The sequence below is a fragment of the Gardnerella sp. DNF00476 genome (genome assembly GCF_049262735.1).
In the GTDB taxonomy this organism is placed as follows: Bacteria; Actinomycetota; Actinomycetes; order Actinomycetales; family Bifidobacteriaceae; genus Bifidobacterium; species Bifidobacterium vaginale.
In genome coordinates, this window is the sequence record NZ_CP058401.1 from 856,434 (window position 1) to 869,820 (window position 13,387).

The window sequence follows — 13,387 nt, forward strand, 5'->3', positions numbered from 1 at the left end:
GCAAGGGGAGTTATAGCGGCATGCCAGTTTTTGAGCTAATTCTGTACATAATGGCAGTTGTGGTTCTGTCATCATTCTTGGAGCGTTTTATACCAAGAGTTTCAGTGCCGCTTGTGCAGATAGCTATGGGCATTATTGCTGCAGAATTGCCATTTTTTCCAAACGCATCTTTAGATCCAAACATGTTTATGGTCGTTATAGTTGCGCCACTTATATACTTTGAGTCTAGAGAAATCAATAAGCTAGCTCTGCTGTCTTCCTTCAAATATTCAGCCACGCTAGCTATTGGATTAGTTTTAGCCACAATGATTGTTGTTGGCATTCTATTGCCTGCAATATGGCCGTTTGTGCCAATTACGGCAGCTCTTGTGTTGGGTGCTGCATTAGGTCCAACGGATGCCGTGGCAGTAAGCGCTTTAAGTCACGAAGTGTCGCTTACGCGCAAACAATTTAGCGTTCTTCAAGGCGAATCATTATTTAATGACGCATCTGGAATAGTAGGATTCCAATTTGCAGTGTTGGTAGCATCCTCAGGCGTTTTCGACATTGTTCCAGCATTAAGCAGTTTTACAACAAAATTCTTTGGTGGAATAGTAGTAGGCGCGTTAGTAGGTTTTGCTGCAAACTGGCTTTTTGAAAAAATCAGGTCACTAGGTTGGGAAACTACGAAAACTAGAATATTAATGGAATTATTCCTACCATTTTTGCTATACATGGGTGCAGAAAGCCTTGAAACTTCGGGAATGCTTGCGCTAGTTACTGCAGGATTGCTTACAAAATTCGATCGTTCTGGAGTAGGTCCTAATGTTTCGCGAACAAATATAGTGGCAAACAGTGTTTGGAGCGTTCTATCTTTTGGGCTTAATGGTGCTGTTTTTGTGCTTTTGGGAATCGCGCTTCCAAAAGTAGTAAGTTCAAGTTGGAATGATCGTGGAATTAACAATCTTATTCTAGTGGCGATTATTTGCGTAACTTTAGTTGCCATTATAGGCGTTCGATTCTTGTGGATGGTTATTATGATTCGCCTTGCAAGGCGATCTAAAGCAAATAGGCGAGATGTAGATTGGCTAAAATCGTCCGTAATAATGACATTAGGTGGAGCAAAAGGAACTTTAACATTAGCGCTGATGTTTACGCTTCCAATTAGCTTCTCGCTTAGAAATGAATTGATTTTTATTGCTGGAGTGGTGATAGTAGTAACGCTTTTGCTAGCTAACTTTATTCTTCCCTTAATATCTCCTAAAGATAACAATCATGAGCTAGAAGCGGTTACGCCAATAATCATAGAAGTTTTGCGGAGAACCGTTGAAGAGCTTACGCTTAACGTTACGCAGGACAGCACTAAAAGTGATGATTATGAAGCGCGAGGCGCTGTGTTATCTGTGATTGATTCCTACACGGAACGAATCAATAGGCTAAAACAAAATGTAAATAAGAGTGATTCAAAAGACTACTTGTTATTACGTGTAGATGCTCTAAATTGGGAAAAGGACTATATAAAACAAAGGCTTAAAGACATTAAACAAGAGGGTGCAACTAAGTTTAAAATGCTAGATGAGGAAGCATGTGAACGGCTTTTAGACCAAATAATGAATTCGTTAAGACACATACATGCTGGTTCGCAAAAGCAATCAATAATGTGGCATGTGCGAGGGCGATTTAGGGCTGCTCAACGAAAGTATGTAACGGTTGCGCGGCGAGTAGGTAATATGATTCGCAGAACGGCTCCCCTTCTTAGAGAAGACATGATTTTTGTGCGTGTTCGGCAGATTCATATTGACGTTATACATAGCGTTGTTAAACGTTTATATCAAGAAATGCATAAAGAAACGTATAGCACGGAGCATTGTTCAGCTCTTTTACGTGAGTATAGGACTAGCGAGGCTTTTCTTAGATCGAGACCAAATGTTGCTATGAGCGTAAAAATGATTGAGCGAATCGATGATGTTAAGCGGCAAGGGTATGCAATTGAGCTTAGGGTTATTCACGATATGTATGAAGCTGGAGATATTACGCGCGCGCAAGAGAGGCAGCTGCGAAACAACGTTTATGTTATGAGCGTAGATGCTAATTCAGACGTGTAAGTTTTGTGTTAAATGCAGCTTTGTATTGCGTTTGTATTAACTTTGCGGCGTGCTGTGTCGTTCGCGCGGTCTAAGCGCGCGAACGACTTCGCCGCGCAGAAGCAGTGCTTCTGCTTTGAGCGGCTCAGCGAATCGAGGTGATTTCTCGCGCATTATGCAGCTCGAAATCGTCGATTCGCACGCGGTCTAAGCGCGCGCTATTCCTCGCGGCTATTAGTAGCCGCTCGGCTGATTTGGCACATAAAGTCCACCGGACTTTATGTTTGAGCCAAATCACGCTTTGAAGGAGCTTGAAATGCATTATGCAATTTCAAGCTCAGTCAAAGCGCAATCGAACTACATAAAGTTGCGAATCAACGCAGTTTGTTGCGGTGATACTATGGGTTACATGTATTTCTTTACTCCGCGCAGATGTGAATCTACTCAAAAAATAATGTACGCCAACAAAGGGCAGGCTCTTATTGCAGCGGATAAAAGTTTTACGGAACGCGGAGCAAAGCTGTGGGTTTATAAATGCGATTATTGCGGAAGTTGGCATTTAACGCATTCAAATCCTGCAATTCGTAAGTATTGCGATATGCGCTCGCGATTTGAAACAACCAAACCTAAGTCTAGAAAACGCGGATATAAGCCGCGTCTTCGTTAAATAATTAACGTTAAATAATTAACGCTAAAAAATCAATAAATCAATACTTAAAAGTAAATCCTTGCGCATTAAGCTGCGATTCGCAACTATGGTTTTTGGCTCCAGAATCTACAGCAAGCTTTGTGATTTGTGCGCTGAACGCGTCTACTGGTTTGCTGGCATTTCGCAAATCGTAGTATTTATGCACTCTTTCATCGAATTCTGCAAGTTTTTCAAGCAAAACATCATCGCTGCTAGGGTATTCATTTTCAAAGAATTGCATGCTCGAATCCATGCGCGGCTTTAGTTCTGGGGACTGGTCTGGCATTCCAATCGCAAGCCCAAGTACTGGATACGTGTATTTTGGCAACTTCAAAAGTTCAATTAAATCGGGTATATTGTTCAAAATTGAACCAAGAATTACGCATCCAAGTCCAAGCGATTCTGCGGCTGTTTCCATAGCGTGTAGTGCAAGAATTGCGTCATTTTGTGATTGTGAGAACCTGTATCCTGTTTTAAGCGTAAAGTCGTTCCCGTCTGCATCAATGCCATTTTTGCGCGCTATAGCAGCATTTCTGTGCTGGTCAATAATAAAAACATACAAAAGTGGTGCTGTGGCTATATAAGTTTGATTTCCAAGTTCGGAAAGCTTTTTCTTAAGGCTTACGCTTGTGATTTTAATCGCGGACCAGTCGTTTAAAAACTGACTACAAGCTGCACGCTGTGCTGCTGCTTCCAACGTTTTTACAATATTTTCGCTAATCGGCTCGTTTTTAAAAGCGCGTATAGATCTGCGATTAAGAAGTGTTTGAATTGTTTTATTTTCTTCAATCTGTTTATTGTTGTTTTGATCGTTATTTTGTTGCAACTCTGTCATTTTATTTCCTTAAAATTATGCTATTTAAAAATATTTATGCTATTTAGACTACTTAAAATACTTGTTTTTCTTGTTATTTTCTGCGACTTTGCCTTTTCTTAATTGCAGATAGTACCGCGCGATTTGTGTATCTACCTGCAACTGTTGTTAAGATTGCGCTAAAAACCGCAAGCCCGATGTTCATGAGCAAAGAATCTTCTTGTTTATTGTCTTTACTGATTTTTTTATAGTCTTCTCTATTTACGTCTTTATTTTTGCTACTTTTATTTTTTCTGTATTTCTCAAATTGTTTATTTTGCGCGATTTTGTGCATTTTATTGTTTTTTACGTAATGCTTCCATACGATTTCTGCGACTTTACCTACGACCATTGTAACGATTGCCGGGATTGCAGATTTTGCAATCATATCTAACAAAGTGTCAGGATTTTTAAGTCTTTTTTGTCTTAATGCAATAGCTTTATCGTTAACCTTGTTTAAACGCTTAATTGTAAGATTTGAAGCGCTGCGGGTTGCGCTGCGAGACGCATTATGAGTCGCACTATAATCTGCATGCGCGTTGGAAGATTCGGTATAAAATTGACCAGAAGAGTCTTGTCGTGAATCGTGCTGCGAATCATATCGTGAATCATATCGTGAATCATTTTGGGTTAACGTCATATTTTTATGTTAATGGTAGCGAAATACCAATTAGTAATTGACATGTAAAAGTGTTATAAAAGTGTTATAAAAGTGTTATAAAAGCGAGCGAATATGGCAGTGGAGCCAGTTTGTAAGTAATGGGTTTAGATTTGCGCTAAGGCACCAAGCGTAGATTTTTGACTTGTTGGCGGTGCTTAAGGCGGAGTGGATTTATGCTGAACAGTATTGACGTTGACGTTAATGGTGGTTCATTTAGCGGAGATTCGTACGAGATTCAAGATGTTCCAGCAACTTGTGGCGGAGCTCCCGAGGGTAGACTTGTTCTTTTGCGTCACGGACAAACTGTTTGGAGCGAATCAGGTCAGCATACAGGCAGAACGGATATACCGCTTACTCAAATTGGTTGTTCGCAAGCAGTTTATGCTGGTGAGCGCATTCGACAAGCATTTCCTAAGGGTTTTGATGCGGATTGCCAGTTTGTAAGCCCTCTTGTTCGTGCTCGTCAAACAGCTCAACTGGCGGGTTTTACGCATTGCACGCCGTTAGAATACGCAGCTGAATGGGATTATGGGTGTGCAGAAGGGCGAACTAGAAAAGATGTCTCCGCGTTAAGCGGAGTAGAATCGTGGGATGTTTGGCGAGATGGTCCTAAGGCTCTTCCAGAGTTTATGTCGGATTCTTGTGAAGAGTCTCTTCCTAGTGGTGAAACGGTGAAAGTCGTACGCTGCAATGGGGAAAGTCTGCAGGATGTTTCTGATAGAACGCAAAAAATAATCGACTCTGTTTTGCCAAAGCTTAAAAGCGGCAAGGATGTGATTATTGTTGCACACGCGCATGTTCTTAGAATTTTAGCTATGAGATGGTTAGGCGTTGATGCGTCTCAAGCGCGGTTGCTGCGACTAGACACTGCTCATTACAGCGCTCTTGGAACTTATAAGGGAGATCGTGTAATCGTTCGCTGGAATTGTTGATTTGTGATTGTTGCAGATTATTCGACACGCCATCATATCAACACTGCTATCGTTTGCAATATCTTTGCATTTGAGGCATAATAAAAATTGTCGAAAAGGGCACCTAGGGGTGCGGCGGCTCATAGTAGGGTCGACGGCATAGGAGAAAGGTTCGATGATGAATCGTACAATTAAGTCAACAATTGCGCTTGTAGCTTGCTCCGCGATGGCATTTGGTGCGCTCGCTGCATGTGGTTCCAGCTCTTCGGATTCTTCCGACAAGGGTAAGGTTTACTTCCTTAACTTCAAGCCAGAATCTGCTGATCAGTGGAAGGAAGTCGCTAAGGAATATACCAAGAAGACTGGTATTCCTGTAAAGGTCCAGAACGCTGCTTCTGGTACATATGAGCAGTCTCTTAAGAGTGAAATCAGCAAGGGTGATGAAGCCCCTACACTCTTCCAGGTGAATGGTCCTGTTGGATATGCGTCTTGGAAGGATTACACTGCAGATCTTAAGGATACGGAGCTTTACAAGCAGCTTCAGAACAAGGATCTTGCTCTTAAGGATGGAGATAAGGTTGTTGGTGTTCCATACGCAATGGAAACTTACGGCTTGATTTACAATAAAGCTTTGCTTAAGAAGTACACTGAGCTTAAGGATGCAAAGGTAAAGTCTGCTGAAGAGATTAACTCCTTCGATAAGCTTAAGGCTGTTGCTGACGACATTCAGGCTCGTAAGAGTGAACTTGGTGTTGATGGCGCATTCACTTCTGCTGGCTTCGATTCCAGCTCTGATTGGCGCTTTAAGACTCACCTTGCAAACATTCCTCTGTACTACGAGTTCAAGGCAGACAAGGTAACTAAGCAGCCAGCAAAGATCAAGGGCACGTTCCTTGACGGATACAAGAAGATCTTTGATCTTTACATTACTGATTCCACCACTCCTGCAACTCAGCTCAGCTCTAAGACTGGTGAGGATGCAAACTCTGAGTTCTCGCTTGGCAAGGCTGTGTTCTATCAGAATGGTACTTGGGCTTGGACCGACCTGCAGAAGGCTGGCATGAAGGCTGAAGACCTTGGCATGCTCCCAATCTACATTGGTGCTAAGGGCGAAGAAAAGCAGGGCTTGGCTACTGGCTCCGAGAACTACTGGTGCATTAACGATAAGACTTCGGATGCAAACAAGAAGGCAACTAAGGACTTCTTGAAGTGGGTTCTTACCTCTGATTATGGCAAGGAAGCTATGTCTAAGAAGATGGGCTTCACCACTCCATTCAAGAGCTTTGCTGATATGAAGTCTGAGAATCCTTTGACTGCTGCTGCTGTTGAAGATGCTCAGTCTGGTAAGACTCCTGTAAGCTGGAACTTCACTATGATGCCATCTGACAACTGGAAGAACGATCTTGGCTCCGCTTTGCTTGAGTATGCTCAGGGCACTGGCAAGTGGGATAAGGTTAAGAGCGCCTTCGTTGACAATTGGGCTAAGGAAGTTGCTCAGACTCACGAAGATCAGGATTAATCTGAATATTGATTATTTGGCTTAAACTTGATTACAAATTAAAGTCATAATTTAAGGACATAATTTAAAACGATAATTTAAGATTGGGCTGTTGATGTAATTGCATTAGCACAGTGCATTAATAGCCTACTAAAAGAGCTTCAAGCCTTAGGTGTTTGAAGCTCTTTTGTTTGAATTTAGGCTGAATTTTGTTTGAATCTATTCTGATATTTAAATAGTATTTTAAGATTGCATTTAAAATGGTACTTAAACTAAGCTACGTCAAGTTGAGATGTACTCGAGCGCACAATTAGCTGTGCTGGAATCGTAATGTATCTGCGACTTTCATCTAAATAATCTCCATTAATTAAAGATAAGGTCATTTTTGCAGCATCCACTGCCATGCTTACAGGGTCTTGTCTGATAGTTGTAAGTCCTGTTTCTCTAGCGTAGAAGCTGTCGTCAAAACCGATAATTGAAAGATCACCTGGTGTGCTGTATCCGCTTCTAGAAAGCTGGAACATTAAAGGTATTGCTATTCCGTCTTCTTGGCATGCGATTGCGGTAGGCATACTACTGTTGCTTAAAAGCGATGAAACTATTGAACTTATGCGGTCTAAACCTTCTGGAGCTACGATTTCGGTAGGCGTAATATTGTTAATCTTGCATTCGTCAATAAACGAATGATAACGTTGTAAAACGCTGAAATGAAGGGAAACATCGCGATTTGTGCGAATATAAGCTATGTTTTTATGACCTAATCCAATAAGATGGCGAGCCATAAGCCTCGCGCCCTGATTGTCGTCAATATTAATTGTTGCGTCAAAATCGCAGTCCATAGGATATAAGCAGTTTATGCCTAAAACTGGTACACCAGTTGCCTTTAATGAAGCAACTTCCGACTTATTTACGTCAAATGAGCAAACTATTACGGCATCTGCATTTCTTCGAGTTGGTAGCATATCAAAGAATTCTGCGCGCTCTTGGCTGCTTGATATTTGGAAAATTGATAGATCGTATCCTGCTGGGTGAAGAACCTGATTCAATCCTTGTATTATGGATGCGCTAAACCACAGGCGAATGCTGTCGCTCATTAGTAGTGCGACTCTTAGAGTTTTGCCAGATTTTAAAGCGGCTGCAGAACGAGATATTGAGAAGTTTAGTTTTTCTGCAATAGCCAACACTTTGTCGCGAGTTATTGTGGAAACTAAGTCTGGTCGTGTAAATGAGCGTGAAACAGTAGATACTGATACGTGAGCTTCGTTGGCAACATCTTGAATATTAGCCGGCATGTGAACTCCTTTATTCGCACAACATCAATATCTTCATCAATATTTTTATTAATGTCTTCATTAATATCATTCAATCATCTTCAACGATAGTATATGAGCAGCGCATACATCAATGTTCATTGCGCCTCTTATACACAAACGTTTGCAATAAAAATAATAATAGCAGATTTTGCTGCAAAATCGCCAAAAATAGGGATTTTCTTCACATTTGATTTTAATTTCATCGCGTAACGACATGCAAAAAATGACAACGTTTGACATTGCTGTTGCATGTAGTAATATAAAAGTATTGGTTCGGGCGTCGACGCTCGTACAAGCGTCGTACTCAAGGAGGAGAAAGTGACGAGTCATGATTAATATGAGTGGAAAAGCAATACGTAAATGGTGGGCGTTATTCGCTTTGCCAACGTTTGCTGCTTTTGTAATCGGCTTTTTAGTGCCGTTCGTGATGGGTGTGTATCTTAGCTTTACTAAGTTCCATACTGTTACGGATGGAAAGTTTGTGGGTATTCGCAATTATCGCAAGGCTTTGCGCGATCCTCATTTTATTCATTCGTTGATTTTCACAACTGCTTTTACTGTTGTAACAACAGTTGTTATTAACGTTATTGCTTTTGCAATTGCGTATATGCTTACAAAGAAGTTCAAAGGTTCAAACTTATTCCGTACAGTGTTCTTTATGCCAAATCTTATTGGTGGCATTGTTTTGGGCTATGTTTGGCAAGTAGTGCTTAATGGTATTTTAGGCTACTTTGGTCGTGCTATTACGTATTCTGCGACGTACGGATTCTGGGGCATGGTTCTTTTGATATGCTGGCAGCAAATCGGATATATGATGATTATTTACATTGCTGGTTTGCAGGCGCTTCCAGGAGATGTTATTGAGGCGGCAGCTGTTGATGGCGCAACACCAATGCAGACGTTGTTTAAGATTACGATTCCTCTTATGATGCCGTCCATTACAGTGTGCACATTCTTGACTGTTACAAACGGATTCAAGCTGTTCGATCAAAACTTGGCGTTGACTAATGGTGCTCCTTCCAGAAAGTCGGAGATGTTGGCATTGAACATTTTCAACACGTTCTACGGAAGAATCAATGGTGAAGGTGTTGGTCAGGCAAAGGCAGTCATATTCTTCATCATTGTGGCTGTAATTGCTTTGATTCAGAACAGGTTGACAACGTCTAAGGAGGTGGCAGCATGAACGAGAAGACTAAGCATCCTGTGCTTTGGACCACGCTTTTTGCTGTAGTGAGTTTGTTGTGGATTTTCCCAATTGCGTTAGTGTTTATGAACTCCTTTAAGTCAAAGGTGTATATTGCTAGCGAACCATTTTCACTTACTCCAAAGTCGTTTATTGGTTTTGATAATTACATTCTTGGCATTAATCGCACGAATTTGTTGATGAGCTTCTGGTGGACAATTGTTGTAACGATTGGCGCTGTGGTTCTGATTCTTTTGTGCACTTCGATGTGCGCATGGTGGATTGTGCGAGTAAACAATTGGGCTGCAAAACTGCTTTACGTATTGTTCTTGTTCAATATGATTGTGCCATTCCAGATGGTTATGTTCACTCTTTCCAACATCACTACAAAGCTTGGGTTGAACACCCCTTGGGGATTGTGGATTATCTACCTTGGTTTTGGCGCAGGTTTGGCTGTGTTTATTTTCACGGGCGTTGTGAAGGGTATTCCTCAGGAGTTGGAAGAGTCCGCAATGATTGATGGTGCTTCAGTGCCTCGCATATTCTTCCAGATTATTGTTCCAATTATGAGACCTGCAATTATATCCGTTTCTATCTTGCAAACAATGTGGATTTGGAACGACTTCCTTCTTCCTTACCTAACTTTGGATTTGAACAAGTATAAGACTGTTTCGATTGCAGTTCAATATTTGAAGGGTGGTTATGGTTCCGTTGAAATGGGTGCCATGATGGGCTGCTTGGTTCTTGCCATTCTTCCAATTATTATCTTCTACCTCATCTGCCAAAAGTATATTATCAAAGGCGTTATGGCTGGTGCGGTAAAAGGCTGAGGTCTTTTCTCCTTCGGACCTCGGTTGCATGATGATGGTGGTTGCAAAACTTTGCTTCCACCATCATTTGTGTTTAAGTGTATTTTTTAGTGTATTGTTATTTTAGATTTGTTTTAGATTGCGTTTAACTATGCGGGAGTGGTTGTAATGATTTCTTTTGGCAGCCCCGATTCAAAGTTTGCTCAAGGAATGGAATCGTTTGCAGATGCAGTATGGCTTACCATTTTAATGATTATTACTAGTATTCCGATTATAACGATTGGCGCCTCTATTACAGCTGCTCATGAAACTGCTAGAAGGATTGAACGCGGAGAAGCGCACACAACTTCAATCTATTTTAAATCTTTTAAAAATAATTTTGTTAAATCTACTATTATTTGGATAATTTTGCTTCCGATTCTTCTGGCAATTGTAGGGTCTTGGATTTTTCTGCAGCTTACGCCACTTTTAATAATAAAGTTTGCGATCAGTATTTTATGGGTTTTGGTTGCTCAATGGGTGTTTGCTCTTCAAGCAAGATTTGAAAATTCTGTTGGTAGAACTTTGATTAATTCGTTGATTTTTAGCGTATCTTACATTGCAACCACTTTTATGATGGTTTTGCTTGACTTTGTATTTTTTGCGCTTGTCTATTTATCTTTAAAGTATTTTTTGCAAGGATTACCGCTGTTGATTTTGCTTGGATGGGGGTCTTTGATTATGCTCCACACTCCGCTGCTTGAACGCGTGTTTGCAAAATACGTTAAAACAAGTGGTAAGTGATTTGTGAATTGACATTAGTAACCCGAGAATTAGATGTAACCAAGTAATCGGGTATTCGGATAACTAGGTAATCGCGGGTAACTAGGTAATCGTGTATTCTGCAGAATAATTAATGAGGCGAACACCATCATGGATGTTCGCCTCATTTGGGACATCATTACAAGGTGCTTTAAATGTGCAACTATGCGCAAATCCTAACACCATGTCGGGGAGGGAAACAAGTTACTCTTAACAGATAACCATGCCCTTTCATTATACTCTAAATAGCTTTATTTATAAAGGTTTTCACCCTTTCTTTTTTGTTATTTTTATTGTTATTTTGGCTTAAATTCTAATTATTTTTGCCGTTCATAACAGCTGCCATAGAAAGCACTCTAGGTGACTTAAACACTTCGTCGGTATGAACAACATTGCCATCTTTATCAGCAAGAGGAATACGCCAATTTGGATATTCTGTACTGGTTCCAGGCTGATTCTGCGAACGCTTTTCTCCAACTGCGTCAACAAGCGCCACTTGCAAAAGCAAAGATGGGGAAGTGCGCATAATCGCATGCATAGCCTCCACAATCTCTTGCACATGGTCTTCTACATGTTCGGCAGCATCCTTGCTAATCCATCCGCCTTCCAAAAGCATCTTCATCATGGCGTCTCGCTCGGCGCTAGCAGCCTTCTGGAAGCTTTCTACAGAATCGGTAAGCAAATGAAGCTCCTCGCGAAGCTTAACATGCTCAAAAGCAAGGTATCCAGCTGTAGGTGGCATGTCGTGAGTTGTAACAGATGCCAAAGCGTATTCGCGGTATGTAGAAGGGTTTGCAAATATAATCTGCTTTTTACCAGCCTTCTTAGCGGCTTTTTCTGCATCGTCGTTGTGAGTGAACCATTCAACAACAGTTCCAAGAATTCCATGCGAGGCAAGAACCTTAGAAACATATGCTGGAACAGTGCCCAAATCTTCGCCAATCACCAATCCGCCTGCGCGAGTTGCCTCAATGCTAAGCACAGCAAGCATAGCGTCCACGTTGTAGTACACGTAAGCACCGTTTTTAGCTCCTTGACCTTGCGGAATCCACCATAAGCGGAAAAGCCCGAGCACGTGGTCAATTCGAACCGCGCCAGCATGCAAGAACACGTTGTGAACCATGTCTCGGTATGCAATGTAACCAGTTTCGTCTAGATAATTAGGGTCAAATGGAGGCTGACCCCAATCCTGACCTTGCTGGTTGTAGAAGTCTGGAGGTGCACCAACGCTAACGCCGTTAGCAAATCGCTCTGGGCTCCACCACACATCTGCGCCATAACCGTGAACACCAACAGCCATGTCTTGCATAAGACCAATCGCCATTCCAGCGGCTTTAGCTTCGGCATGGGCAGCTGCAACCTGCTCGTCTGCAATCCACTGCAGCCAGCGGTGGAACTCCAACAAATCAGCGTGCTCGCGCTTAAGCGCGTCAATCTGAGGAGTGCCCTTGCCAGTGGTATCAAACCAAAGGTTATCTCCCCAAGGAGCGCCCCAAACCTCGAAGGCTACGCACCAAGTCGCAAAAGCGTCTAAGTCTTCTCCAGAACGCGCCTTAAAGTCTGCGAAATCCTGCTCACGCTCTTCGCTTCTAGGCTGCTCAAAAATCATCTTTAATGCTGGTAGCTTTGCGCTCCAAGCAGCGTTAATATCCATAGGATTTGGATCGTTGTTTTGCGCTTCAACCGACTCGTGCAGAGCTTCCACTTGTTCTCTCTGGCTATCGCTTAATTGCGTGTATTCTGGAATATCCTGTGGGCGAATATAAGTTACGTTTAAGAATCTGCGCGACTCAGGCAAATAAGGCGAAGGCTCTAAAGGCGCCACTGGTGCGCAGGCGTGAATTGGGTTTATAAGCATGAAGTCGGCTTTGCCAATGCTACCCGCGTCTTTAAGCAGCCTACGCAAGTCGCCATAATCGCCAACTCCCCAAGATTCATTTGATCGCACGGAGTAGAGCTGAGTCATGTAACCCCAGCGATGGCGTTCCTGAACGCTTTGCGGAAGAGGGATTCTTGCTGGAGCAGAAATCAGTGTAACCTGAGCATGCAAGGCGCATTCGTCATCTACAGTTGCTTTCAGAGTGTGGTAACCCATTGGCAAATCTTCTGGAAGTTCCAGCAATAAGTCGCCCTCTTTGCTTGTCTTAAAGTTATTAAGCGGCTTATCAGGCGTATCCTCGTATTCTGTCTCGTCTTCTAAAGTCAGTGTTACGTGGATTTTGCTTGGGTCGATTGCACTACCGCCAGTGTGCACAGGCACTATTGTTTTTGTGCCATTAAAGCATACAACTGTTGGTGGCAGAAGTTCGCTATCTCGCTTTTCTTGCACTCGTTTTAGTGAGTTTGCAATATTTTCCTCTGTATCTGCTTGCCAACCTAGTGCATCTAGCACGCCAACAAGAGCTTCATCGGTAATTTCCGTATAGTCGCCTAGTTGGTCGATGTAGAAAGTTGCAACTCCGCAGGCTTTTGCTAACTGAATTAGTGGACGATTGAGTCGTTCTGTGCTTTCTTCTACGGGCACAGGCGTGGCAGCCTTTGTTTTGGCGTTGTCTGTTGTGCTCATGATGCTCCTTTGTTAATCAGTGGCACATGTAATCTCATCGC

General features: G+C 42.2%; 11 protein-coding genes. 7 read left to right on the forward strand and 4 right to left on the reverse strand.

The window, feature by feature from the left end; translation table 11 throughout:
* The first annotated feature begins 20 nt into the window (after nt 1–20).
* Together HXT25_RS03515 and HXT25_RS03520 are read left to right on the forward strand one after the other, a co-directional pair.
* Nucleotides 21–2,084 carry a cation:proton antiporter gene (locus HXT25_RS03515; protein WP_422118674.1) on the forward strand — a complete coding sequence of 688 codons (2,064 nt, stop codon included), beginning with the start codon at nt 21–23 and terminating at the stop codon, nt 2,082–2,084.
* A gap of 379 nt (nt 2,085–2,463) precedes the next feature.
* Nucleotides 2,464–2,730 (forward strand): hypothetical protein, encoded by a 267-nt coding sequence (locus HXT25_RS03520; protein ID WP_103013388.1) that lies wholly within the window; start codon nt 2,464–2,466, stop codon nt 2,728–2,730.
* 40 nt (nt 2,731–2,770) lie between these two features.
* On the opposite strand, the gene HXT25_RS03525 is transcribed toward HXT25_RS03520, so the two are convergent.
* Both HXT25_RS03525 and HXT25_RS03530 read right to left on the reverse strand, forming a co-directional pair.
* Nucleotides 2,771–3,586: a nitroreductase family protein gene (locus tag HXT25_RS03525; RefSeq protein WP_004118120.1), complete on the reverse strand. Its 816-nt coding sequence runs from the start codon at nt 3,584–3,586 to the stop codon at nt 2,771–2,773.
* Nucleotides 3,587–3,659: 73 nt separating this feature from the next.
* Nucleotides 3,660–4,244, reverse strand: coding sequence for a hypothetical protein (locus tag HXT25_RS03530; RefSeq protein WP_004113769.1), 585 nt, complete (start codon nt 4,242–4,244; stop codon nt 3,660–3,662).
* Nucleotides 4,245–4,438: 194 nt separating this feature from the next.
* Between HXT25_RS03530 and HXT25_RS03535 the strand changes: the two genes are divergently transcribed.
* Nucleotides 4,439–5,197: a histidine phosphatase family protein gene (locus tag HXT25_RS03535; protein WP_004113771.1), complete on the forward strand. Its 759-nt coding sequence runs from the start codon at nt 4,439–4,441 to the stop codon at nt 5,195–5,197.
* 154 nt (nt 5,198–5,351) lie between these two features.
* A complete protein-coding gene (locus HXT25_RS03540; RefSeq protein ID WP_014554295.1) occupies nt 5,352–6,695 on the forward strand; it encodes an ABC transporter substrate-binding protein in 1,344 nt (447 codons plus the stop codon).
* A 251-nt stretch (nt 6,696–6,946) separates the two neighbouring features.
* Here the strand turns inward: HXT25_RS03540 and HXT25_RS03545 are convergent, their stop codons facing one another.
* On the reverse strand, nt 6,947–7,966 hold the full coding sequence (locus HXT25_RS03545) for a LacI family DNA-binding transcriptional regulator (protein WP_116437281.1): 1,020 nt from the start codon (nt 7,964–7,966) through the stop codon (nt 6,947–6,949).
* Nucleotides 7,967–8,315: 349 nt separating this feature from the next.
* Here HXT25_RS03545 and HXT25_RS03550 point away from each other — a divergent pair, with 349 nt between their 5' ends.
* The 3 genes from HXT25_RS03550 (at nt 8,316) to HXT25_RS03560 (ending at nt 10,762) form a co-directional block, all read left to right on the forward strand.
* Nucleotides 8,316–9,170, forward strand: a complete 855-nt coding sequence (locus HXT25_RS03550; RefSeq protein ID WP_004112931.1) for a carbohydrate ABC transporter permease — start codon at nt 8,316–8,318, stop codon at nt 9,168–9,170.
* Complete coding sequence (locus tag HXT25_RS03555) at nt 9,167–10,000, forward strand: carbohydrate ABC transporter permease (protein ID WP_421791110.1); 834 nt, start codon at nt 9,167–9,169, stop codon at nt 9,998–10,000. The genes HXT25_RS03550 and HXT25_RS03555 overlap by 4 nt, the downstream gene beginning before the upstream one ends.
* 147 nt (nt 10,001–10,147) lie before the next feature.
* Nucleotides 10,148–10,762 (forward strand): DUF624 domain-containing protein, encoded by a 615-nt coding sequence (locus tag HXT25_RS03560; protein ID WP_020760800.1) that lies wholly within the window; start codon nt 10,148–10,150, stop codon nt 10,760–10,762.
* Between the two features lie 331 nt (nt 10,763–11,093).
* Here the strand turns inward: HXT25_RS03560 and malQ are convergent, their stop codons facing one another.
* Nucleotides 11,094–13,346, reverse strand: coding sequence for a 4-alpha-glucanotransferase (gene malQ, locus HXT25_RS03565; RefSeq protein ID WP_422118675.1), 2,253 nt, complete (start codon nt 13,344–13,346; stop codon nt 11,094–11,096).
* Nucleotides 13,347–13,387 lie beyond the last annotated feature (41 nt).